The following is a 23,372-nucleotide window of genomic DNA, read 5'->3' as shown; positions in this document are numbered from 1 at the left end:
TCGCGCCCGTCATGCTCGCCGCTCAAGCCCTGCTCTCCCATCAACGCCTGCTGCTCTTGCAAGGGCCGATGGGCCATTTCTTCAATCAACTGGCCAGTTGGTTGAATCGCCACGGCGCGCACGTGGCCAAGATTAATTTCAACGGCGGGGACCGGCTATATCACCGGCATCTGGACGCCACCGACTACCGCGGGCGGCTGGAGGATTTCCCCCCCTGGCTACAGGCGTTTTTACGGGCCCAGCGTATCGACGCCGTCGTCTGCTTCGGCGATTGCCGCCGCTACCACAGCCTAGCGGCCCGGGTCTGCAAGGAACAGGCCATAGCCTTCTACGCCTTCGAGGAAGGTTATCTGCGCCCCGACTACATCACGCTGGAACAGGACGGGGTCAACGCCCACTCCCGCTTGGCCGCCAATCCGGCCGCGATGCTGCGATACGAAGCCAGCCAGCCGCCGGCCCCCACGCCCACCAGAGCGTCTTTTCGCCGGATGGCCTTCGACGCCGCCCGCTACTATGTCGCGGGCTGGTTTTGGCGCGCGCGCTACCCGCATTATCGGCATCACAAGGACTTCTCCCCTTTTCGCGAATGTTTCTTCTGGCTGCGCGCCGGCTGGCGCAAAGCGCTGTATCAGGCCCTGGAGCACAGACTGCGTCGCCATATCCTGCGCGAATGGGACCAACGCTATTTTCTGGTTCCCTTGCAGGTCTTCAACGACAGCCAAGTATTGCACCATAGCCCTTACTCGGATGTGCGCGAATTCATCGCGGAGGTGATTTTTTCTTTTGCCCAACACGCCCCGCAACATACGGCTCTGGTGTTGAAACACCATCCGCTGGATCGGGGCCATAGAAACTATTCGGCCTATATAGCCAGGCTGGCCAGACAAAACCGTATCGCGTCCCGCGTGTACTATATGCACGACGGTCATTTGCCCAGCTTGCTGAAACATAGCCTGGGCGTCGTCACCATCAATAGCACCGTAGGCTTGTCCGCCTTGCATCACGACAAGCCCCTGATCACCTTGGGGCGGGCGCTATACGATATTCCCGGCCTGACTTGCCAAACCGGGCTGCATCAATTCTGGAGCCGGCCGCCACCGCCTCAGGCCTGGCTGTACCGGAAACTGCGCTCCTATCTCGTCAAACATACCCAACTGAACGGCGCTTACTTTGGCTATTCGCCTTGGCTGGAGCAAACATTGCTCTTGAGCCGCGCTCAGCGCCGCTTAAACCCGAAGCCCGATAGCGCTAGCTAAGCGCAGTTCTCTGCGGCGGCGGCTATTGGGGCGCGTGAGATAAAGGTACATCGCTTACGCCACTGAGCATCCCACAGCCTTTCCGTCCGCAATGCTCCCGCTCAAGCAATAATGAGCAAACTCTCAAGTTACGTGTTGAACTCTCGAAGATTTAAACTCAAAATCAGAGGCTCAGTTTCATGCTTGGGTAAGTCCATCGTGGAGACGCCACCCTAAGAAGCGGTTCAAAGTCTGCAATGCTTCAGTGGGACAGTTGGCCAGAGGCGTTGGAAACAGCTTTGAAATGCTGATGTACCTACGCGTCTATTCCGCTTTTTCAGCGGTTTTCGCTCTAGCTCGCGAGACTTTGAACAGGCCCTAGGCATAGAGGCCTACTGTACTAAATTTTGAGCACGCAGCAACACTGAAAGAACAATATGAGCATTTTGGTCACTGGTGGCGCCGGCTTCATCGGCGGCAATTTCGTGCTGGACTGGCTGGCGCAGAGCGATGAGCGCATCATCAATCTCGACGCGCTGACCTACGCCGGCAATCTCGACACCCTGAAAACCCTGGGACAGGACCCGCGCCATGTCTTCGTGCGCGGCGACATCGGCGACCGCGCGCTGCTCGACGCCCTGCTGGCCGAACACCAGCCGCGCGCGGTGCTCAATTTCGCCGCGGAAAGCCATGTCGACCGCTCCATCCACGGACCGGGCGACTTCATCCAGACCAATGTGGTGGGCACCTTCAATCTGCTGGAGAGCGTGCGCGACTACTGGACAGGGCTGGCGGACGCGGACCGCGCCGCCTTCCGCCTGCTGCACGTCTCCACCGACGAAGTCTACGGCACGCTGGGACCCGACGACGCGCCCTTCTCCGAGCTCCACCGCTATGAGCCCAACAGCCCCTACTCGGCGTCCAAGGCCGCGTCCGACCACCTGGTGCGCGCCTGGCACCACACTTACGGCCTGCCGGTGCTGACCACCAATTGCAGCAACAACTACGGCCCCTATCACTTCCCGGAGAAGCTGATTCCGCTGGTGATCCTCAACGCCCTGGCCGGCAAGCCGCTGCCCATCTACGGCGACGGCAGCCAGGTGCGCGACTGGCTCTACGTCAAAGACCATTGCAGCGCCATCCGCCGCGTGCTGGAAGCCGGCGTGCCCGGCGAAACCTATAATGTCGGCGGCTGGAACGAGAAAACCAATCTGGACGTGGTCAAGGCGATCTGCGCGCTGCTGGACGAGTTGGCGCCTCAAGCCGACCCGGCGCGCCGCTACGCCGAACAGATCGCCTTCGTCGCCGACCGCCCCGGCCACGACCGCCGCTACGCGATAGACGCGCGCAAGTTGGAGCGCGAATTGGGCTGGAAACCGCAGGAAACCTTCGACAGCGGCATCCGCAAAACCGTCGCCTGGTATCTGCAACATCAGGATTGGGTCGCCAACGTCAGCAGCGGCGCTTATCGCGACTGGGTGAACCAGCACTATGGCTGAGCGCTCACCCACCATTCTGCTGACCGGGGTCAACGGCCAGCTCGGCCATCGGTTGCGGACCGCGCTGACGCCGCTGGGCGAGGTCGTCGCGCTCAGCCGGGCCGAACTGGACCTGAGCCGGGCAGACAGCGTCCGCCAGGCGCTGGAACGCCACCAGCCCGACATCATCGTCAATCCCGCCGCCTACACCGCGGTGGACCGCGCCGAGAGCGAGGCGGAACAGGCGCATGCGGTCAACGCCGCCGCGCCGGCGCTGCTGGCGCAATGGGCGACTCAGCACCAGGCGCTCTTGCTGCACTACTCCACCGACTACGTATTCGACGGCGCCGGCGAACAGCCCTGGCGCGAGGACGACCCGGCGCGGCCGCGCTCGGTCTACGGCCAAAGCAAATGGGCGGGCGAGGAGGCGGTGCGCGCCGCCGCGCCGCGGCACTTGATTCTGCGCACCAGCTGGGTGTTCGGCGACCATGGCGGCAACTTTTTGAAGACCATTCTGCGCCTGGCGCAGGAACGCGACAGCCTGAAGGTGGTGGCGGATCAGATCGGCGCGCCCACCTCCACCGCCTTGATCGCCGACGTCACCGTGGCCCTGCTGCGCGACTATCTGCGCGACCCGGCCGGCTTCGCCTACGGCAGCTACCACCTGGCGGCGCAGGGCGAAACCAGCTGGCACGGCTACGCCCGCTTCCTGGTGGCCGAGGCCGGCAGACTGGGCTATGCGCTGCGGCTGTCTCCGGCCGACATCGAGCCGATCACCACCGCCGACTATCCATTGCCAGCGCCCCGTCCCGCCAACTCCCGGCTGGATTGCGCCAAGCTGCGGCAGACCTTCGGCCTTGCGCTGCCGCACTGGGAAAGCGGCGTCAAACAAGTGCTGGCCGAACTCGGCGCCCAGCCGCAACAGAAAGACATTCAATGACTCAGGCACGCAAAGGCATCATCCTGGCCGGCGGCTCCGGCACCCGGCTGTACCCGGCCACCATTTCCGTCAGCAAACAATTGCTGCCCATCTACGACAAACCGATGATCTACTATCCGCTGACCACGCTGATGCTGGCCGGCATCCGCGAGATCCTGATCATCTCCACCCCGCAGGACACGCCCCGTTTCGAACAACTGCTGGGCGACGGCAGCCAATGGGGGCTGCGGCTGCAATACGCGGTGCAGCCCAGTCCGGACGGCCTGGCCCAGGCCTTCATCATCGGCGAGGACTTCCTGGCCGGCGCGCCGTCGGCGCTGGTGCTGGGCGACAACATTTATTACGGCCACGACTTTTCCGCCTTGCTGCAAGACGCCAACGCCAAGCGCAGCGGCGCCAGCGTGTTCGCCTACCGCGTCAACGACCCGGAGCGCTACGGCGTGGTGGCCTTCGACGCCGACGGCAAGGCGCTGTCCATCGAAGAAAAACCAGCGCAGCCCAAGTCCAATTACGCGGTGACCGGCCTGTACTTCTACGACGAGCAGGTGGTGGACATCGCCAAGGCGATCAAGCCCTCGCCGCGCGGCGAGCTGGAGATCACCGACGTCAACAACGTCTATTTGCAGCAGGGCCAGCTCTCGGTGCAGACCATGGGCCGCGGCTACGCTTGGCTGGACACCGGCACCCATGAATCCATGCTGGAAGCCAGCCAGTTCATCGCCACCATAGAAAGCCGTCAGGGCCTGAAAGTGGCCTGCCCGGAGGAAGTGGCCTACCGTTCCGGCTGGATAGGCGAAGAACAAGTACGTCTATTGGTCAAACCCTTGCAAAAGACCGGCTACGGCCGCTACCTGCTGGCGATGCTGGATCAGCCGGTCTATTGATCTTGACGAGCGACACATGAATATCATCGACACCAGCATTCCCGACGTCAAAATCATCGAACCCGCCGTATTCGGCGACGAACGCGGCTTCTTTTTCGAAAGCTTCAATCAACAGCGTTTCGAAGCCGCCGTCGGCTGCGCCGCGCCCTTCGTCCAGGACAATCACAGCCGCTCGGCCAAGGGCGTGCTGCGCGGCCTGCACTATCAGCTGGCGCCGCACGCCCAGGGCAAGCTGGTGCGGGTGATCGCCGGCGAAGTCTTCGACGTCGCCGTCGACATCCGCCCCGGCTCAGCCAGTTTCGGCCAATGGGTGGGCGTACACCTGTCCGCCGCCAATAAACGTCAGCTCTGGGTGCCGCCCGGTTTCGCTCACGGCTTCCTCACCCTGTCGGACAGCGCCGAGTTCCTGTACAAAACCACCGACTATTGGTTCAAGGAGCTGGAGCGTTCCATCGCCTGGAACGATCCGGAGCTGGCCATTGCCTGGCCGCTGGACGGCGAGCCGCAATTGTCGGCCAAGGACGGCGCCGCGCCCGGCCTGCGCCAGGCCGAACTGGGCTGAGCCGGAACCAAGCCCGAAAATGAAAACAGCGCCGCTTGCGGCGCTGTTTCTCTATCAAGCGGCAAGACGCTAATGTTTGCGGCCGATAGCGCGCGCGCCGATGTCGCGGCGCATCTGCTTGCCGGCGAACTGAATCTGGTCGGCCAGCACGTAAGCCTTGCCCTGCGCCATCTTGACGCTGTCGCCCAGGCCCACCGCGCACAACACGCGGCCGCCGTTGCTGCGCAGCTGCTTGTCCGCGTCCAGGCTGACGCCGGCGTGGAACACCATGCCGTCCTCGCTCTCCGGCGGCAGGCCGCTGATCAGATCGCCCTTGCGCGGCGCTTCCGGATAGCCTTCGGCCGCCAGCACCACGCCCAAGGCCACGCGCCGGTCCCATTCCGCCTCCACCTGGTTCAGGCGGCCGTTGACGCCGGCTTCCAACAACACGGTGAAGTCCGACTTCAGACGCGCCATGATGGGCTGGGTTTCCGGATCGCCGAAGCGGCAGTTGAACTCGATGGTGTAAGGATTGCCCTGCGCGTCTATCATCAGCCCGGCGTAGAGGAAACCGGTATAGCTGTGGCCGTCCTTCTTCATGCCCAGCACCGTGGGCAGGATGATTTCGCGCATCACCCGGTTGTGCACCGCCGGCGTCACCACCGGCGCCGGGCTGTACGCGCCCATGCCGCCGGTGTTCGGGCCCTGATCCTGATCCAGCAAGCGCTTGTGATCCTGGCTGGTGGCCATCGGCAACACGTGGTCGCCGTCCACCATCACGATGAAACTGGCCTCCTCGCCCTGCAGGAAGTCCTCGATCACCACGCGCGCGCCGGCGCTGCCCATCTTGTTGCCCACCAGCATATCGTCGATGGCGGCGTGCGCCTCGTCCAGCGTCAGCGCCACCACCACGCCCTTGCCGGCGGCCAGGCCGTCGGCCTTGATCACGATGGGCGCGCCCTTGGCGTCGGCATAGGCATGGGCGGCGGCGGCGTCGCTAAAGGTTTCGTACGCGGCGGTGGGAATGCCGTGGCGCTTCATGAAGGCCTTGGCGAAATCCTTGGAGCTTTCCAGCTGCGCGCAATACTGGGTGGGGCCGAAGATTCGCAGCCCTTCGGCGCGGAAGGCGTCGACCACGCCGGCCGCCAGCGGCGCTTCCGGGCCCACCACCGTCAGTTCGATCTTCTCCTGCTTGGCGAAAGCCACCCACTCCGCCACGCTGCCGAGCTCGACGTTGGTCAGATTGGGGTCCAGCGCGGTGCCGGCGTTGCCGGGCGCGACGAAGACCTTGGATACCCGGCGCGACTTGGCGATGCGCCAGGCCAGCGCGTGCTCGCGTCCGCCGGAGCCGATAACCAGTACTTTCATGTTCGATGCTCCACTCGTTTTTACGGCGCGTCGCAACGCGCCGGATTCTTCACTCAGCCCAACTGCCAACGCAGCCAGGCGAACAAGACATTGCCGTTATTGTGCCCGCCCGGGATATAAGTGGCCTGCAAGGCCAGGCGGCGATATTCCACCGACACCAGCGGCAGCACCGCCGGCAAGGGCGCGTAGCTGTAGTCCGAACGCGCGGTGACGCCGACGGTGAAGCCCGCGCCCAAGCGCCAGCCGTCCAATGGGCGCCATATTTTCTGGAAGGCGTAGCCGACGAAGGGCTCGACATCCTTGTGCGAATCCAGGAAGGCCATCGCGTACACCGCGTGCCAGTCGCCGTCGGCGTCGTAGCGATAACGTCCCGCGCCCAAACCCCACGGCCGTTCGTTGAATTGCCGGATCTTCTCTCTATCGTAGAAGGCGCGGTTGTGCCACGTCACCGCCGGCACGTACAACTCGTACTGGTCGGAACGCCAGGTCGCCTCGATATTGGCGCGGCCGCGTTGCCAGAAACCTTGCGGCTCGGCGGCCGTCTCTTCGGCCTGCGCCGCCAGGCTGGCGGACGCCAACAAGCCGGCGCCCAGCCAACAAACTATTGCTCTCATCGGAAAAACAACAAATCCATGTAAAGAAGCCGGCATGCCGGCCTCCTCCGGTTAATCGGAACCGCTCAGTGGCGGAAGTGACGCACCCCGGTCAGCACCATCGCGATGCCGTGCTCGTCGGCGGCGGCGAACACTTCTTCGTCGCGCATCGAACCGCCCGGCTGAATGATGGCCTTGATCCCCTGCTCGGCGATCACGTCGATGCCGTCGCGGAAGGGGAAGAAGGCGTCGGACGACGCCACCGCGCCCTGCAGGCTCAAGCCGGCGTCGGCCGCCTTGCGCGCGGCGATGCGGGTGGAATCGACGCGGCTCATCTGGCCGGCGCCGATACCGGCAGTCTGACCATTTTTACAGAAAACAATTGCATTCGACTTCACATATTTGGCCACGCGCCAGGCGAACAGCAGATCGGACAGCTCCTGCGGCGTCGGTTGACGCTGGGTCACCACGCGCAATTCGTCCAGGCCCACATTGCGGATGTCCGGCGTCTGCACCAGCACGCCGCCGCCGACGCGCTTCAGTTCGAAGCGGTTGGCGCCGATCTCCAGCGGGATTTCCAGCACGCGCACATTCTTCTTGGCGGCGATCACGGCCTTGGCTTCCTCGGTGAAAGCCGGCGCGATCAACACTTCCAGGAACTGGCCGGTCACCGCTTCCACCGTGGCGGCGTCCACCGGGCGGTTGAAGGCGATGATGCCGCCGAAAGCGCTGGTGGTGTCGGTGGCGAAAGCCAGCCGGTAGGCGCTCAAGGTATCGCCCGCCACCGCCACGCCGCAGGGGTTGGCGTGCTTAACGATGACGCAGGCGGTGTCGTCGAAGGTCTTCACCGCCTCCCAGGCGGCGTCGGCGTCGGCGATGTTGTTATAGGACAGTTCCTTGCCCTGCAGCTGACGGTAATTGGCGATGGAGCCGGCGGCCGGGTCCAGATCGCGATAGAAGGCGGCCGCCTGATGCGGGTTCTCGCCGTAACGCATGTCCTGCACTTTGACGAACTGGGCGTTGAGGCGCTTGGGGAAGGCCACGCGTTCCGGCTTGCCCGCCAGCGCGCCGTCGGCCAGGCTGGTCAGGTAGTTGGAAATCGCGCCGTCGTAGGCCGCGGTGTGGGTGAAGGCCTTCTTGGCCAATTCGAAGCGGGTGGCCTTGGACAGCGCGCCGCCGTTGGCGCGCATCTCCTCCGCCAGCGCCGCGTAATCGGCGGCGTCGGTGACGATGGCCACGTGCGCCCAGTTCTTGGCGGCGGAACGCACCATGGTCGGGCCGCCGATGTCGATGTTCTCGATCGCGTCCTCCAGTTCGCAGTCCGGATTGGCGATGGTGGCTTCGAACGGGTAGAGGTTGACGCAAACCAGATCGATGTTGCCGATCTCATGCTCGGCCATCTTGGCCACATGCTCCGGCAGATCGCGGCGGCCCAGGATGCCGCCGTGCACTTTCGGATGCAGGGTCTTGACCCGGCCGTCCAGCATTTCCGGGAAGCCGGTGTAGTCGGACACCTCGGTCACCGGCACGCCGGCGTCGGCCAGCAGCTTGGCGGTGCCGCCTGTGGACAGGATGTGCACCCCTTGGGAAGCCAGGGCCTGGGCGAATTCCAGAATGCCGCTCTTGTCGGAGACGCTGATCAGCGCGCGTTCGATTTTGCTCATGGTTCTCTACCGCGTTAACTAAAAAGGAACACAAAAAAAACCGGCCACCCTATTCGGTATGGCCGGTTTGTCTTCATATCAAATCATAAGACTTCATCTTTTTACGCAGGGTGTTGCGGTTCAATCCCAGCAACTCCGCCGCCCGGGTCTGATTGCCCTGGGTGTGTATCAGCACCACCTCGAGCAATGGCTTTTCCACGCAAGCCAACACCATGTCGTAGATGGCGGAGGGGTTCTCGCCATCCAGGTCCCTGAAATACTGTTCCATCGCCAGCCGCACCGACTGCGAGATATGGTCATTGTTCTGCATGGTTATTATTCTGTCCAAGTCTGATTGGAATTAGCCATCCACCACCGTCTCCGAGTCGTGGTCCAACGCTTCCCCAGCGCCATCCAAATACACCAGCCGTTCAGAGTCCCCGGCCAAACGGTCGAAATAGGCCGCCACGGCCAAGCGCTGCTCCGCCGTGGACTCGAGTTGGTACATCTGCTGGCGGAACGCGTTGCCGCCCTGCAGTCCCTTGGTGTACCAGGCGATGTGCTTGCGGGCGATGCGGCAGCCCGAATATTCGCCGTAAAACTGGTATAGCTCATCCAGATGCCCCAGCAAGAGCTGGCGGATCTCGCTCACTTCCGGCGGCGGCAGGCATTCGCCGCTCTCCAGAAAATGCTGGATTTCGCGGAAAATCCACGGCCTGCCCTGGGCAGCCCGTCCTATCATGATGGCATCGGCGCCGGTATGTTCCAGCACCCACTGTGCTTTCTGCGGGGTATCGATGTCGCCGTTGGCGATCAGCGGAATCCGGATTTGCCGCTTCACCTCGCGTATCGTGTCGTACTCGGCCGCGCCGCGATACATGTCCTCGCGAGTGCGGCCGTGCAAGGCCAGCGCGGCGATGCCGCAATCCTCGGCCAGCTTGGCCACCCGCAGCGCGTTGCGGTGTTCCGGGCTCCAGCCGGTGCGCGTCTTCAGCGTCACCGGCACGTCCACCGCCTTGACCACCGCCTCCAGGATGCGTCCCACCAGCGCCTCGTCGCGCAGCAAGGCCGAACCGGCGGCCACATTGCACACCTTCTTGGCCGGACAGCCCATATTGATGTCGATGATCTGCGCGCCGCGCTCCACGTTGAGCCGCGCCGCCTCGGCCATCTGCGCCGGATCGGAGCCGGCGATCTGCACCGAGATCGGCTCCACCTCGCCGGCGTGGTCGGCGCGGCGCAAGGTCTTGGCCGTGGTCCACAGCGCCTTGTTGGAGGTGATCATTTCCGATACCGCCATGCCGGCGCCCAATTGCTTGCACAGCATGCGGAACGGTCTATCCGTCACCCCGGCCATGGGCGCCACGATCAGCCGGTTTTTCAATGTGTACGAACCAATGCGCATGCTTGCGAAACTCTGGGATAGCTGACTGAAGGGCCGGTATTGTAAAGCTTTTTCCCAGGAACGTGGATTTTTTTTGCTTATTTTTTGAGCAAACCCCATAGCGTCAAGCCATGGGGTCGCGGGGATGAGGTGGAAGTTGGCCGATAAGCCGGGTCTTGTCGTTGGACAGTCATTCCTCTAGGCCTGCCGTTACCGACAGGCTCAAGCGACCTACCCGGGGATATACGCGAGCAACGTCAATTCCCCCTATTTGGTCTTGCTCCGGATGGGGTTTTGCCTGCCGTCCGTGTTACCACGTCCGCGGTGCGCTCTTACCGCAGAATAGGGCACCACACCCTATCTGTCCGACCGGGCTCTCGCCCGGCCAGTACACCTTTTCACCCTTGCCTGATCCGTCTCGCCGCTTGCGCGGCGAAATCAAGAGTCCACGTCCTTGCGGACGCTTCCTCCGGCCATCGGCGGTTCAGCTCTCTGCGCCACTTTCCATCGCCTCACGACGTCCGGCCATTAACCGGCATCCTGCTCTGCGGAGCCCGGACTTTCCTCCCCGTCCGTTCTTGCGAACGAACGCAGCGACTGCCTGGCCAACTTCCGGCCGCCATTCTACCCGATTCCGCCCCCGCCGGCCCGACATTTTGCCATGACAAACGCGATAATCCCTTATACTGGCGGGTCCATCGAGCGATAACGACAAAAACATGGAGTTGAATCAGGCCAAGCTGTCCCGTCTGCAATTGTTTGGCACGCTCGCCATTGTGTTCATGCTGGCGCTGACCTTGTCCAGCTACTTCCTGCTGAGCAGCTGGAACGATTTCCAGGCCCGCCAGCACACCATACGCCAGGACGCTTACGCGCGCGCGCGCGACTACCTGCGCTCCTACGCCGACCACGCCGCGCAAACCCTGTCCGCGCTGCGCGAACGCACCAACGACACCCTGAAGCAAAGGCTGCGCGAACAGGTGGACCAGGCCTGGAGCCTAGCCGACGCCATCTGGCGCCAGGAACGCCTGCGCCGCCCGCCGCATCAGGTGCAGCGGCTGATCGCGGAGGCGCTGCGGCCGCTGCGCTACTTCGACGGCCGCGGCTATTTCTTCATCGACGGCCTGGACGGACGCTGCGTGCTGCTGCCCACCACGCCGCAGCTGGAGGGCGGCTCGCTGCTGGCCAACCGCGACGATCAGGGCCGCTACATCATGCGCGCGCTGATCGAATCGGTGGACAACCCGCAACAGCGCGGCTTCAGCTCCTACCGCTGGTACCAGCCGGGCCGCGGCGAGATGAGCGAGAAAGTCGCCTACGCCCGCCGCTTCGGCCCCTACAACTGGCTGATAGGCAGCGGCGAATACCTGAACAATGTCGAAACCGACATGCAGAAGCAAGGCCTGGAGATGCTGGCGCGCATGCGCTTCGGCCACGACAGCGGCGACTTCATGATCATAGACCGCCACGGCGTGATCCTGCTGGACCCGTCCAATCCGGCGATGAACGGCAAGCACTACTCCGCCCTGCCCGGCGCCGACCGCGGCCGCATCGCCGAACTGATCCGCCGCGGCAAGCAAGGCGGCTTCATGGAATACCTGATCAGCAGCCTGGACGCGCCGCAAGGCGAACGCTATCTGTCCTACGCGCGCCAGCTGCCCGGCTGGGACTGGACCCTGGTCACCAGCCTGCGCGTGCAGTCCATAGAAGACAGCAGCCAGCGCGCGCGCCAGGAACTGGAGCGCAGTCTGCGCGAACGCATCGTCGCCACCCTGCTGCTGACCCTGGCCGCCCTCTTGGTCGCCGCCGCCTTCTGCTGGTTCTTCCTGCGCTGGCTCAACGCGCTGGTGCAGCGCTACCGCCAGGACTTGCAGCAAAGCCACCTCTCGCTGGAACAGCGCTCGCGCGATCTGCGCCTCAGCCATTTCATGGTGGACAACGCCACCGATCTGATCGCGCTGCGCAACGCCGCCGGCGACATCGTCTACTGCAACCAGGCGGCGCGCCAACGGCTGGATTGCGGTTGCGACGCCGCGACGCTGACCCGCGCGCTGTTCCGCCCGGCCGCGGACGCCCTGCCCCACACCTTCGACGCCCGGCTGCAGTGCTGCGGCGAGGAGCAATGGCTTGAAGTCACCGTCAGTCCGCTCAACTACCAGGGCGAAGACTATCTGTGCGCCACCGGCCGGGACATCACCGCGCGCCGCCAGACCGACCGCCAGCTGCGCCTGGCCGCCAAGGTGTTCGAATCCAGCAACGAGGCCATCCTGGTCACCGACCCGGACAACCGCATCCTGGCGGTCAACCGCGCCTTCTGCGCGATCACCGGCTACGAGGAGGCCGAGGCGCTGGGCCAGACTCCCGCCCTGCTCGCCTCCGGCCGTCACGAACCGGCCTTCTTCGAAAACATGTGGCAGCAGCTGACCCAGCGCGGCCAGTGGTCCGGCGAGATCTGGAACCGTCGCAAGAACGGCGACATCTTCCCGGAATGGCTGAACATCAGCGTGCTGCAGAACGAACAGGGCGAGATCAGCCACTATGTGGCGCTGTTCACCGACATCTCCGAACGCAAGGAGCAGGAGGCGCGGGTACAGCACCTGGCCGAATACGACGCGCTGACCGATCTGCCCAACCGCGTGCTGATCAACGACCGGCTGCAGCAGGCCATCCGTCAGGCCGAGTTGCGCCAGGGCCAGCTGGCGGTGCTCTTCGTCGATCTGGACCACTTCAAGAACATCAACGACACCCTGGGCCACGGCCTGGGCGACGAATTGCTGAAACAGGCGGCCGGCCGCCTAAGCGCCGCCGTGGGCGCGCTGGACACCGTCGGCCGCACCGGCGGCGACGAGTTCGTGCTGATCCTGCCGTCCATCGACCAGCCCGGCGAGGCCGCGCAAGTGGCCGAACGCGTGCTGGCCGCGATGCAGCGGCCCTTCGACATCGGCGCCCATCAGCTCAACGTCAGTTGCAGCATAGGCATCAGCCTGATGCCGGACGACGGCCGCGATCTGCAGAACCTGCTGATGAACGCCGATCTCGCCATGTACCACGCCAAGGCGCACGGCCGCAGCACCTTCCGCTTCTACACCCGGGAAATGAACGTGGAAGTGGCCGAAAGGCTGCATCTGGAAACCCGGCTGCGCCGCGCCATCGAACACGGCGAGCTCTACCTGGTTTATCAGCCGCAATTCAATATGAGCGGCGAACGCCTGCTGGGCTGCGAGGCGCTGGTGCGCTGGCGCGATCCGGAACACGGCCTGATCATGCCCTCGCGCTTCATCCCCATCGCCGAGGACACCGGCCTGGTGGTGCCGCTGGGGCGCTGGGTGCTGGGCGAAGCCTGCCGCCAGGCGGCGCAATGGTACGACAGCGGCCTGCGCCCGGTGCGCATGGCGGTCAATGTCTCGGCGCGGCAGCTGACGCGGCCGGACTTCGTCGACGATGTGCGCGACGCGCTGCAAAGCAGCGGCCTGCCAGGCTACTGCCTGGAGATCGAAGTCACCGAAAGCACGCTGATGGAGGACGCGGACTTCGCCGCTCGCCAGTTGGCGGTGATCAAGGCGATGGGGGTGCGGCTGTCCATCGACGACTTCGGCACCGGTTATTCCAGCCTGGCCTATCTGAAGCGCTTCGCGCCGGACACCATCAAGATAGACCGCTCCTTCATCATCGACCTGCCGCAGGACGAGGAAAACGCCGCCATCGTCTCCGCCATCGTCCACCTGGCCAACGCGCTGGGCATGGATACCCTGGCCGAGGGCGTCGAGCATCCGCAGCAGCAGGACTACCTGGGCAAGCTCGGCTGCTCGGCGATGCAGGGTTATCTGCTGGGCGCGCCGCTGTCCGCGGAGGCGATGGAACAAAGAATGGACGCGCTGCGGCAACGGCTGTCCGTCTGAATCCGGCCCGGCGATGCCGGGCCGGCAAGCTCAGTCCAGCGGCCGGTTCGCCGTCTCAGGCACCATCGCTAGCCCTATCATCGACACCAGGATGCACAACACCGCGTACAGCGCCGGCGCGTTGGGATCGCCGGTCAGCCGGATCAGGCCGGCGGCGAAGAACTGGGCGAAGCCGCCGAAAATCATCACGCCCACGCAGTAGACGATGGACATGCCGCTGGCGCGGATGCGGCGCGGAAACAACTCCGGCAGCACCGCGATGCTGGGCACCGCGGTCAACACCAGCGGCACCGTCAGCAGCACCACGACCAAGAGCAGCGTCGGCAAGCCGGGCGCGGCGTTCAACAGCATGAAGCCCGGATACAGCAAGAGCAGCAAGACCAAGCGCGGCCACAAAATGGAACGGCGACGGCCGACGCGGTCGCTCCAGCGTCCGGCCGCCACCGACAGCAGCACTTGCAACAGGGCCGCGGTCGACGCCGCCCAGATCGCCACCGCCAGCGGCATGCCCAGCACCGTCACCGCGTGATTGGCCAGATAGTGGGCGATGATGAAGTTGGGCCCGGTGCCGCCTATGGTCAGCAATACCCCGGCCAATATCTGCCGCCCGTGCCGGCGCAGCAAGGGCCCGGCCGGTTCCGTCGTCGCCTGCGGCGCCACCGCCGAGGCCGCGGTCTCGTCCAGCTGGCTGCGGATATACTCGCCCACCGGAATCGCCAACACCCCGATGGCGAACACCAGCCGCCAGCCCCAGGCCTCCATCGCCGCCGCCGGCAACAGCGCGCTCAGCAAGCTCACCGTCAGCGTGCCGGCCAACACCCCCAGGCCCTGGCTGAACAGCTGCCAGCTGCAGTAGTAGCCGCGCGACTTGTCGTCGGCGTACTCCATCAACATCGAGGTGGCCGCCCCCACCTGGCCGCCGACGGCGAAGCCCTGCACCAGCCGTCCCAGCACCACCAGCGCCGGACCGAGCAGGCCGGCCTGGGCGTAGGTGGGCGCCACCACGAACAGCATGGAGCCTATCGCCATCAGCCACAGGCTCAGCCGCAGCGCCGGCTTGCGTCCCTTGCGGTCCGCGTACAGGCCGATGACGATGCCGCCTATCGGCCGGCTGATGAAGCCGGTGCCGAACACCGCGAAGGACAGCATCAGCTGCAGCAGCGGCTCGTCGCTGAACGGAAAGAACAAACGCCCCATCAAGGTGGCCAGCGCGCTGTAGACGATGAAGTCGTAGAACTCCAGCGCATTGCCCACGGTGATGGCGGTGATCGCGCGCCGGCTGGGAGCGGCCGGCCGCGCCGCCGACAACTGGGCGGCCGTCATTGCCCGCCCCCGGCCGCGCCGCCCAGATAGCGCTCCACCAGCTTGACCCAGTAGCTGGCGCCCACCGGCAAGGCCTGGTCGTTGAAGTCGTAACCGGGGTTGTGCACCATGCAGCCGCCCTCGCCGTCGCCATTGCCTATGATCAGATAACAGCCCGGCACCCGCTCCAGCCAGAAGGCGAAATCCTCGCTGCCGGTCAGCGGCGGCATCTCCGCCACCACCCCGCCCTCGCCCAGCCAGTCCACGGCCACCTGCCGCGCCAGCGCGGTGGCCGCCGCGTCGTTGACCAGCACCGGATAACCGTCCTGGTAATCCACCTCGGCGCGCGCGCCGAAGCCGGCGGCCTGGGCCGCGGCCAGCGTCTCGATGCGTTGGCGCAGCAAGGCGCGCACCTGCGGCCGCAAGGCGCGTATGCTCAGCCGCATTTCCGCGCTCTCCGGAATCACATTGGGGGCCTCCCCGGCCAGGATGGCCCCCACCGTCACCACCGCCATGTCCAGCGGCGACACATTGCGCGCCACCACGCTTTGCAGCGCCATCACCAGGGACGCGGCCACCACCACCGGGTCCACCGCCTTGTCCGGCACCGCGCCGTGGCCGCCGGTGGCGCGGATGCGGATCACCGCGGTGTCGGCGGAAGCCATGAAGGGACCGGGCCGGAAGCCCAGCTGGCCCACCGGGAAACCCGGCATATTGTGCATGGCGAAGATGGCGTCGCAGGGAAAGAGCCGGAACAGGCCGTCGTCCAGCATGCGCTTGGCGCCGCCCTTGCCCTCTTCCGCCGGCTGGAAAATCAGATGCACGGTGCCGCTGAAGCTGTCGCGCCGCGCCAGCTCGCAAGCCGCCGCCAACAGCATCGCGGTATGGCCGTCGTGGCCGCAGGCGTGCATTTTTCCCTCCACGCGGCTGGCCCACGGCAGGCCGGTGGTTTCCTGGATGGGCAGCGCGTCCATGTCGGCGCGCAGGCCTATGCTCGGCCCCGCGCCGCGGCGCAGGGTGCCGACCACGCCAGTCACGCCCAGTCCTTCGTGGATCTCGTAGCCCCAGTCGCGCAGGCAGCGGATCACATGGCGGCGGGTCTCCACCTCCTCGAAGCCCAGTTCGGGGTGGGCGTGGATATCGTGGCGCAGCGCGATCATCGCCGGGGCGATATCGCGGATGCCGGGCAGAATGGGGGCGTTCATGGCGTCGTCTCCTTGGTGTCTATCACGCTCTTGTCGCACACTGTCGTGGCGACGACGGACGCGGCGCCGCGACTGCGATCCCAGACTAGCGGCAATAGTTAATAGGTGAATAGCCGCAGAACGGTGATCGAGAACACTTCTGGTTGTCGGCTTGGAGGAGAGATGAAACTGCAGCAACTGCAAGCGCTGATCGCGCTGGCCGACGGCGGCGGCATTCGCGCCGCCGCCCGCATGTTGGATCTGTCGCAGGCGGCGGTCAGCAAAACCCTGCGCGAACTGGAGGAAGAACAGCGGCTGCCCCTGTTGCAAAGGCACGCCAGCGGCGCGCGGCTGACCGAGGCGGGCCGGGCCTTGCTGATCCACGCGCGCCAGGTGGCGATGCAGCTGGAGCGCGCTCATGACGAATTAGAGGCGCTGCGCGGCCAGCGCGACGCCAGGCTGTGCATAGGCGTCACGCCTTGGCTGGTGCCCACGCTATTGCCCGAGGTGGTGTTGCGCTTTCGCCAACGGCTGCCGGCGATCCGGCTGGAATTGTTCGAAGGCCTGCTGGCGGTGGCGCTGCCGCGGCTGCGCGACGGCCAGATGGATTTTGCTATCAGCCCGCTGTTCGACCCGCTGGCTCAGGAATTCCATTGCCAGCCGCTGTTCAGCCACGGCGGCCGGGTGTTCGCCCGCAACGGCCATCCGGCGCTGCGCGCGCAGTCCTTGTCCGAGCTGCTGGAGCAGGATTGGGTGGTCAATTACAGCCCCTCCAGCTATCGCCACGTGCTGGACCGGCTGTTCACCCGCCACGGCCTGGCGATCGCGCCGGAACGGCTGATCTGCGCGCAATCCATGGCGCTGCTGGCCGGCCTGGTCCAGGCCGGCATGCTCAGCTACGGGCCGGAGCCCTTGCTGCTGTGCCCGGAATTCGCCGGCAAGACCCAGGCCTTGTCGCTGCGGGAAGACATGGAGGATATCGTCATCGGCGTAATCAGCCTGCAGGGGCAGGCCCACGGCTACGCCGCCCGCTGCTTCATCGACTGCCTGCGGCAGACGCTGCGCCAGCGCATGCGCTCGGCCCGGCCGGAGGACCGGGCCTTGGCGCGGATGCTGACGCTGCGGTTTTAGAGGCCGTTCTAAGCCTGCGCGCTTCGGCGACGCCGCGTCGCGCTCAATCGAAGCGCAAGGTGTAGCGCGACTCCACCGAGGCGTCGGTGCCGGCCCGCAACACCACCGACCAGCCCCTGCTCAGCTGATACGCCAGCTTCACCGCCTGGTTCGCGCTGGTCACGCCGTACTCGTAGCCCAGATACAGTTCGCGGGTCAGCTGGCGGCCCACCGTCACCACCTGCTCCGCCGGGCTCACCGTGCCGTTGGCCAAGGTCTTTTCCTTGCGGCTGGACACGCCCAGATCGTCGAACAGGCCGATCTGATCGTTGAGCGAGCCGGCCAGCATCATGCCAGCGGAGGCCGCCAGATCGTTGTCGTCGCGCTCGCCGCTGGCCGCCCGGCCCAAGACCAGCCAGGCCAGCTTGTCCTTTTCCGACATCGGCTCGTCGGCGATCAACCGCACCTTGGGCACCGACACCGAACCGCTGACTTCCACCCCGGCGCCCACCGGCGACAGCCGGCGCTTGGCGCGCACATTGAGCAGAGGGTTGTCCAAGGGGCCGTTGAAGGTGATGGCGCCGTACTCGATGTCCAGATCCTGGCCATAGGCCTTGTAACGCCCCTTGACCACCCGCACCTGGCCCTTGGCGCCCGGCGCTTCGCCCGGATTGGCGCTGACGCGCACCGAGCCGGTCAGATCCACGTTCAGGCCCTGGCCGGAGAAGCGGAAGTGCTCGCCCAGGTCCAGATCCAGCGCCACCGTCAGCGGCATGCTGGCGAAGGCCGACGGCTCCGGCCCCGGCCGGCCCTTGACCATCACATCGTCGCCCAGACTGGGCGCGCCGAACTTGGGCAGGCCGATGCGGCCCTGGTCAGCGCGGATATGGCCGGTCAGCGACAATTTGCCGGCCACCATCGCCAGTTCCGTGCGGCCGGACACCACCAGGCGGCGGTTGGGCCGGTCGAACACGCCGAACTTGCGCAATTCCACCGCCACCCGAGCGTCCGGGGTGTCGCCGCTGAGATCCAGCGCGCCGCTGGCCGCCACCTCGCCTTCGCCACCGGCGAAGCGCAAACGGTCCAGCACCAGCTTGCGGCCGTCCAGCCGCGCCAGCAGGCTGCCGTCGCCCAGGCGGATGCCGGTGCGGCGGTCCGCCAGCAATAATTTGTCGCCGCGTATCGTCCCTTGGGCCATAGGCTGGCTCAAGGCGCCGGTCAAAGCCAGATTGGCGCTGATCTGGCCGCCCAACTCCAGCGAAGGGCCGGCGAAGCTGGCCAGCATCGCCAGCGAAGGCACGCTGGCGCTGACCGTGGCGTTGAGCGGGGTCTTGGCGTCGATGGCGCCGCCGTTCCACGGCACCGAACCCTTGCCTTGCGCTTGGGCGTAGCGGCTGTCCAGATTCAGATCGAACAGCGCGCGTCCGCCGTCCAGCGTCAGGGTGACGGCGGCGGTCTTCAGACCCAGCGCCACGTCCTTGCCCTTGTCGCCCGGCAGCTGCACGTCGCCGCCGGCGCGGCGCAGCGTGAACTGGCCCTTGGCGTTGGCCGCCAGATTCAGGTTCCAGTCGGAATCGAAGCTCAGATCCTGCTTCACCGGCAGGCTGAGCAAGGGCCCCAGCTCCGCCAGCCGCAGGCCGCGCGCGGAGCCGCGGGTGCTGAGCGCGCCGTTGGCGCCGCGGTTGAGTTCGGCCAGGGTGATGCTGCCGCCCAAGGCCGACAGCCGGGCGTTGCCCACCTTGATCTGCTCGCCCAGCTCCAGCGCCACCGGCGCCAGCAGGCTAAGGCCGGGACGGCCGCTCAACTCCAGCTTGCTCAGGGTGCCGGCCCAGGGCCCGGCCTCGCCGCGCAGGCCGCCGCTGGCCGCCAATTGCAGCGCGTAAGGGTGGTCGGCCAGGCGGAAACGGCCGTCCAGTTGCAGACCGTGGCGCGCGCGCGTGCCGTTGGCGCTGGCGCGCAGCTGCTCGGCGCGGAAACCGCCGGCTTGCAGCGCGGCCACGTCCAGCTTGAGTTGGAACGGGCTGTTCTGGTCGGCCTTGACGTTGCCGCTGAATTGCATGCTCTGCACGGCGATATTGCCCGGCAGCTTCAGTCGGTCGGCTTGCAGATTGGCGCTGATCAACGGCGCCTTGGGCGTGCCCGCCAACTCGCCCTGGCCCTTGACCACGCCGGAGAAACCGGGGCCGATCAGGCCGAGATTGGGCGCGTCGATCAAGAGTTTGAGCTTGTCGCCGGCGGCGCCGTAAGCGCCGTTGGCCTGCAGCCGGTTCTGCGCCAGCTTCAGATCGGCGCTGAGCGACTTCAAGCGTTCGCCCTGCAACTGCAGATCGGCCCCGCCGCTGAGCGGCGCGCCGGACAGCTTGCTGGGCGCGAATTGCAGCTTGGCCGCCACGCTCAGCGGGCTGGCCAGCTGGCCCTTGGCCTGCAAGCTGGCGTTGAGGTCGCCGCTGGGCAGGCCGGGCTTGAGTTTGGACGGGTCGGCGCGATTGAGCTTGCCGTTGAAATCAAACAGCTGCTTGCCGTCCAGGCCCAGTTGACCGGCCAGCGCCAGGGTGCCGACGCCGGCGGTCAACTCCGCCTGCCGGATCAGCAGCGCCGGATGCGGCGCCGACGCGAAACCGACATCGGCCTTGGCTTGCAGGGTTTTGCCCTTGAGTTGGGCGAGGATGTTCGGCCCGCTCAAGGGGCCGTCCAGCGTCACCCGGCCGTCCAGGCTGTCGTCCGGCGCGTCCGCGTGCAATTGCCTCAGGCCCAGCTTGGAGACATCCAGCGCCAGCTTGAGCCTATCCGGCCGCAGCTGGCCGGCCAGGCCGATTTCGCCGCCGGCGATCCGGGCGTGGGTATTGAACAGCTCCAGCGCCTTGTCGTCGGCGCGGAACTCGCCGGCCAGCAAGGACAGCGGCAGCCGCTGCTCGGACAAGGAGCCGGCCAGCTCATTGAGCAGGGTCAGGCCGCCCTTGACGCGCTGGCCGGCGTCCGGCTCGGCGAACACCGCCAAACTGAGCTTGGCGCGCGGCCATTCCGGCAGGATGGCCTGCGGATTGATGCCGGCCATGCGCGCGTCCAACCGGGTGAAACTGTTGAAGGGATTGCTGGCGAAGGGCAGCAGGCCGCCCTTGACGTCGGCCACCAGGTCTTTGCCGGACAACTCGCCGTCAAAGCTCAGGTGCAGCAGATCGCCGCCCAGCGCCAGCCGCGCCTGATAGGGAATCTTGTCCAGCTCGCCGTCGGCGCTGAGCTTGCCCTGCAGCGCGAAGGGCTTGGCGTCGGCCAATTGCAGCGCCGCCGCGGCCTCGCCCCAGGGCGAGCCCAGGCGCTTGAGCTTGAGATCGTGGCGCCGGCCGTCGTAGACGTAGCCGGCTTCCAGGCCGTAGAGCCGCAGCTTGGCCGGTTCCAGCGTCACGCTGGCCACGCTCAGCCGGTCCAGGCGGACGCCCAGGGGCAAGGCCAGCGATTCCGGCGCGCCGCTGGGCGGGGCGGCCGGCGTCGGCTTGACCGCCACCTTGACGTGGCCCACCGCCAATTGCCTCACCCACAATTGGCGCTGCCACAAGGCGCTCGGCCGCCAGTCCAGCTGCACGGACTCGATGTCCACATCACTGCCGGCGCTGCGCACGCGCACCTCGCTCAGTTTGAAGCCGTCCCACAGCGTGCCTTCGGCTTGCTTGACGCTGACGGCGTTGCCGCTGAGGCCGCCCAGTGACTGCATCAGCCAGGCGAAGCCGGCGCGGCTGCCGGTCAGCCAGGCGCTGGCGGCCAGCAAGAGCGCGATCAGCAGCAAAGGCAGCCACAGCAGCCAGCGCCAGCGGCGGCGCTTGGGCTTGGCCGGCGGCGGCGGCGGCGGCGCGGTGTCGGGAGTTTGGGGAGTGTCGGTTTCGCTCATGAATGCATTCGGGTCAGAAAGCCAGGCCCAGGCTGAGGTTCCAGCGGATCTTGCCGTCGCGCTCCGCCTTGGCGAAGTCGAAGGCCAGCGGAGCCACCGGGCTCATCCAGCGCACGCCGACGCCGTTGGCGCGCTCCACTTGGAAGCCTTTCCAGCTCTGGCTGGCGTTGCCGGCGTCGGTGAACAGCGCCAGATACCAGTCCGGCTTGATCGGGATTTGGTACTCCAGGCTGCCGGTGGCCACCACGCGGCCACCCAGCACCGAGCCGTTGGGGCCCGGCAGGCCCAGGCTCTGGTAATCGTAGCCGCGCACGCTGTTGGCGCCGCCGGCGCGGAACAGGATGGAGGACGGCACCGCGTCCTTGTCGTTGGCCCACACCTGGCCCAGTTCCAGCCGGCCGACGAAGGTGCCGTACTTGGGAAACGGCGACCAGTATCCGACGGTGCGGGCGTAGCCGCGCACATAGGAGGTGGAGGACAGGGCGCTGCCGACGGTGCCGGAGAGCTGGAAGTCCAGCAAAACGCCGGAGCGCGGCCGCATCAAATCGTCCACCGCGCGCTGGGTCCAACCGTAGACCAGCTGCAAGGCGCGGGTGTCCTTATTGGACACGCCGCCGGCCTCTTCGCTTTCCAGCAGGTATTGCAGGCCGAGACGGGCCTCGATATTGCCCCGGGTGCGGGTGCGCCAGCCGCCCACGTCGCTGCTGCGGGTTTTCAGGCCCTGCACGTCATCGGTCTTGAAAGCGCTGGTGATGGAATGGGAATAGCCGTCGGACTGGCGCGGAAAGCCCAGGCCCAGCGATAGCGATTGCTGGTTTTTCTTCCAGTTGGTTACCAGCGAACCAGTGTAGCCGCGGCGGAAGATATTGTAATGGTCGTAGCCGACGCGCAGGCCGGGGCCGTCGCCGGAGTCGTAGATCAAACCCAGCTCCAGCTTCTGGCGCGGCATCTCGGTGACGTCCACCTCCACCGGCACCCGATGGGTGTCCGGGTCGATATGGGCCATGTCGGGGCTGACCACCACATTGGAGAAATGCGGCGCCTGCTCCAGCGCCGACTGGTAATCGAAGATCTTCTGCAGCCGGTAGGCGGTGCCGGGGGAGAAATCGGCCAGACCGGTGGCGATCTTCTCCGGATAACGCTTCATGCCTTTGACGGTGATCTCGCCGAACAGAATCACCGGCCCGCTGTCGATGTCCACCAGCAATTGCGCGCGACGGGTGGCCGGATCGATTTCCGCCGCGCTCTTGCTGATCTGCGCCTTGGGGAAGCGATCGGCGGTGATGAGCCGCATCACCGCGCGCTTGCTGCCGTCCCAATCGGACTGCCGGTAAGGCGCGCCCATGGGCAGCGACCAGGCCTCCAGCACCGCGGCGAAGCGTTGCTGGAAGTCGCCTTCGTCGCGTATCGGCCCGTTGAGGCGGATGACCACGTCGTCTATCAGCGTGGGCTCGCCGGGCTTGACCTCGATCACGTACTGCCGGGCGCTTTCTTCGCGCACATTGACGCGCGCGTCGAAATAACCCTCGGTCTCCAACAGCTTGCGCGCGTCCTCCGGGGTGCTGCGCACCAACTCGGTCAACAGCGTCTCGTCCATTTCTTCTTCCAGACGGCTGGTGACCAATTCCAGATTGTCTTGCAGCAAGCCGGCCAGGCCGGAAGGCGCGTCGACGCGCACGCTGTAATCGAGCTTGGCCCAGACGGGCGTCGCCGACAGCAATAAGATCAATGAAATAAGCAGGCGGGAGCTTGGCATGGTCCGATTCGTTTGGTGTCGAGGCCATGGTAACGAAACTTGCGGCGGCTGGCGAGAAGCGGCGGGGCGGCTTCAAAATCGCGGGAACAGACCGGCGTTTTCTTAAACCAAAAGCTTAATTTATATTCAACCGTAATTCAGATTCACACGCGACAGCCATACGTTTTTCTCA

The 23,372-nt window shown here is 65.8% G+C and carries 16 protein-coding genes and 1 other RNA gene; 7 read left to right on the top strand and 10 right to left on the bottom strand.

Features of this window, described 5'->3' with window-relative positions; all coding sequences use genetic code 11:
• Nucleotides 1-11 precede the first annotated feature (11 nt).
• From ACODSD_RS00265 to rfbC, 5 genes are all read left to right on the top strand, one after another.
• On the top strand, nt 12-1,256 hold the full coding sequence (locus ACODSD_RS00265; RefSeq protein WP_488876552.1) for a capsule polysaccharide biogenesis protein: 1,245 nt from the start codon (nt 12-14) through the stop codon (nt 1,254-1,256).
• Between the two features lie 416 nt (nt 1,257-1,672).
• Nucleotides 1,673-2,734 (top strand): dTDP-glucose 4,6-dehydratase, encoded by a 1,062-nt coding sequence (gene rfbB / locus ACODSD_RS00260; RefSeq protein WP_253313887.1) that lies wholly within the window; start codon nt 1,673-1,675, stop codon nt 2,732-2,734.
• On the top strand, nt 2,727-3,653 hold the full coding sequence (gene rfbD / locus ACODSD_RS00255; RefSeq protein ID WP_488876551.1) for a dTDP-4-dehydrorhamnose reductase: 927 nt from the start codon (nt 2,727-2,729) through the stop codon (nt 3,651-3,653). The genes rfbB and rfbD overlap by 8 nt, the downstream gene beginning before the upstream one ends.
• Nucleotides 3,650-4,537, top strand: coding sequence for a glucose-1-phosphate thymidylyltransferase RfbA (gene rfbA / locus ACODSD_RS00250; protein WP_488876550.1), 888 nt, complete (start codon nt 3,650-3,652; stop codon nt 4,535-4,537). The genes rfbD and rfbA overlap by 4 nt, the downstream gene beginning before the upstream one ends.
• A 16-nt stretch (nt 4,538-4,553) precedes the next feature.
• Entirely contained in the window at nt 4,554-5,099 is a 546-nt protein-coding gene (gene rfbC / locus ACODSD_RS00245) for a dTDP-4-dehydrorhamnose 3,5-epimerase (protein ID WP_205464804.1), read from the top strand.
• 69 nt (nt 5,100-5,168) lie between these two features.
• Here rfbC and purD read toward each other — a convergent pair whose 3' ends face one another.
• The 6 genes from purD to rnpB form a co-directional block, all read right to left on the bottom strand.
• Complete coding sequence (gene purD / locus ACODSD_RS00240; RefSeq protein WP_488876549.1) at nt 5,169-6,446, bottom strand: phosphoribosylamine--glycine ligase; 1,278 nt, start codon at nt 6,444-6,446, stop codon at nt 5,169-5,171.
• Between the two features lie 53 nt (nt 6,447-6,499).
• Nucleotides 6,500-7,060, bottom strand: a complete 561-nt coding sequence (pagP, locus tag ACODSD_RS00235; RefSeq protein ID WP_488876548.1) for a lipid IV(A) palmitoyltransferase PagP — start codon at nt 7,058-7,060, stop codon at nt 6,500-6,502.
• A 65-nt stretch (nt 7,061-7,125) separates the two neighbouring features.
• Nucleotides 7,126-8,703 (bottom strand): bifunctional phosphoribosylaminoimidazolecarboxamide formyltransferase/IMP cyclohydrolase, encoded by a 1,578-nt coding sequence (purH, locus tag ACODSD_RS00230; RefSeq protein WP_107801029.1) that lies wholly within the window; start codon nt 8,701-8,703, stop codon nt 7,126-7,128.
• A 73-nt stretch (nt 8,704-8,776) separates the two neighbouring features.
• Entirely contained in the window at nt 8,777-9,013 is a 237-nt protein-coding gene (gene fis / locus ACODSD_RS00225; RefSeq protein WP_019100932.1) for a DNA-binding transcriptional regulator Fis, read from the bottom strand.
• Nucleotides 9,014-9,043: 30 nt separating this feature from the next.
• A complete protein-coding gene (dusB, locus tag ACODSD_RS00220) occupies nt 9,044-10,087 on the bottom strand; it encodes a tRNA dihydrouridine synthase DusB (RefSeq protein WP_107801030.1) in 1,044 nt (347 codons plus the stop codon).
• Nucleotides 10,088-10,215: 128 nt separating this feature from the next.
• An RNA gene (gene rnpB / locus ACODSD_RS00215) (RNase P RNA component class A) lies at nt 10,216-10,679 on the bottom strand.
• A 106-nt stretch (nt 10,680-10,785) separates the two neighbouring features.
• On the opposite strand from rnpB, the gene ACODSD_RS00210 reads away from it, so the two are divergent.
• Complete coding sequence (locus ACODSD_RS00210) at nt 10,786-13,965, top strand: bifunctional diguanylate cyclase/phosphodiesterase (RefSeq protein WP_488876547.1); 3,180 nt, start codon at nt 10,786-10,788, stop codon at nt 13,963-13,965.
• Between the two features lie 30 nt (nt 13,966-13,995).
• Here ACODSD_RS00210 and ACODSD_RS00205 read toward each other — a convergent pair whose 3' ends face one another.
• Together ACODSD_RS00205 and ACODSD_RS00200 are read right to left on the bottom strand one after the other, a co-directional pair.
• Nucleotides 13,996-15,288, bottom strand: coding sequence for an MFS transporter (locus ACODSD_RS00205; protein WP_227105628.1), 1,293 nt, complete (start codon nt 15,286-15,288; stop codon nt 13,996-13,998).
• A complete protein-coding gene (locus ACODSD_RS00200; protein ID WP_107801033.1) occupies nt 15,285-16,472 on the bottom strand; it encodes a M20 aminoacylase family protein in 1,188 nt (395 codons plus the stop codon). Before ACODSD_RS00200 ends, ACODSD_RS00205 begins: the two co-directional genes overlap by 4 nt.
• A gap of 162 nt (nt 16,473-16,634) precedes the next feature.
• Here ACODSD_RS00200 and ACODSD_RS00195 point away from each other — a divergent pair, with 162 nt between their 5' ends.
• Nucleotides 16,635-17,582, top strand: coding sequence for a LysR substrate-binding domain-containing protein (locus ACODSD_RS00195; RefSeq protein ID WP_235085836.1), 948 nt, complete (start codon nt 16,635-16,637; stop codon nt 17,580-17,582).
• A 43-nt stretch (nt 17,583-17,625) separates the two neighbouring features.
• Here ACODSD_RS00195 and ACODSD_RS00190 read toward each other — a convergent pair whose 3' ends face one another.
• Nucleotides 17,626-21,444, bottom strand: coding sequence for a translocation/assembly module TamB domain-containing protein (locus tag ACODSD_RS00190; protein ID WP_488876546.1), 3,819 nt, complete (start codon nt 21,442-21,444; stop codon nt 17,626-17,628).
• A 13-nt stretch (nt 21,445-21,457) separates the two neighbouring features.
• Nucleotides 21,458-23,200, bottom strand: coding sequence for an autotransporter assembly complex protein TamA (locus ACODSD_RS00185; protein WP_235085830.1), 1,743 nt, complete (start codon nt 23,198-23,200; stop codon nt 21,458-21,460).
• Between the last annotated feature and the right edge of the window lie 172 nt (nt 23,201-23,372).

The sequence above is a fragment of the Chromobacterium sp. FG22 genome (assembly GCF_057809415.1).
This window is presented reverse-complemented; position numbering and strand designations above follow the sequence as displayed.

Excerpts from the sequence above, each read along its gene's own strand:
- ACODSD_RS00265 (WP_488876552.1), top strand. The coding sequence starts at position 12 with ATGCTCGCCGCTCAAGCCCTGCTCTCCCATCAACGCCTGCTGCTCTTG.
- rfbB (WP_253313887.1), top strand. The coding sequence starts at position 1,673 with ATGAGCATTTTGGTCACTGGTGGCGCCGGCTTCATCGGCGGCAATTTC.
- rfbD (WP_488876551.1), top strand. The coding sequence starts at position 2,727 with ATGGCTGAGCGCTCACCCACCATTCTGCTGACCGGGGTCAACGGCCAG.
- rfbA (WP_488876550.1), top strand. The coding sequence starts at position 3,650 with ATGACTCAGGCACGCAAAGGCATCATCCTGGCCGGCGGCTCCGGCACC.
- rfbC (WP_205464804.1), top strand. The coding sequence starts at position 4,554 with ATGAATATCATCGACACCAGCATTCCCGACGTCAAAATCATCGAACCC.
- purD (WP_488876549.1), bottom strand. The coding sequence starts at position 6,446 with ATGAAAGTACTGGTTATCGGCTCCGGCGGACGCGAGCACGCGCTGGCC.
- pagP (WP_488876548.1), bottom strand. The coding sequence starts at position 7,060 with ATGAGAGCAATAGTTTGTTGGCTGGGCGCCGGCTTGTTGGCGTCCGCC.
- purH (WP_107801029.1), bottom strand. The coding sequence starts at position 8,703 with ATGAGCAAAATCGAACGCGCGCTGATCAGCGTCTCCGACAAGAGCGGC.
- fis (WP_019100932.1), bottom strand. The coding sequence starts at position 9,013 with ATGCAGAACAATGACCATATCTCGCAGTCGGTGCGGCTGGCGATGGAA.
- dusB (WP_107801030.1), bottom strand. The coding sequence starts at position 10,087 with ATGCGCATTGGTTCGTACACATTGAAAAACCGGCTGATCGTGGCGCCC.
- ACODSD_RS00210 (WP_488876547.1), top strand. The coding sequence starts at position 10,786 with ATGGAGTTGAATCAGGCCAAGCTGTCCCGTCTGCAATTGTTTGGCACG.
- ACODSD_RS00205 (WP_227105628.1), bottom strand. The coding sequence starts at position 15,288 with ATGACGGCCGCCCAGTTGTCGGCGGCGCGGCCGGCCGCTCCCAGCCGG.
- ACODSD_RS00200 (WP_107801033.1), bottom strand. The coding sequence starts at position 16,472 with ATGAACGCCCCCATTCTGCCCGGCATCCGCGATATCGCCCCGGCGATG.
- ACODSD_RS00195 (WP_235085836.1), top strand. The coding sequence starts at position 16,635 with ATGAAACTGCAGCAACTGCAAGCGCTGATCGCGCTGGCCGACGGCGGC.
- ACODSD_RS00190 (WP_488876546.1), bottom strand. The coding sequence starts at position 21,444 with ATGAGCGAAACCGACACTCCCCAAACTCCCGACACCGCGCCGCCGCCG.
- ACODSD_RS00185 (WP_235085830.1), bottom strand. The coding sequence starts at position 23,200 with ATGCCAAGCTCCCGCCTGCTTATTTCATTGATCTTATTGCTGTCGGCG.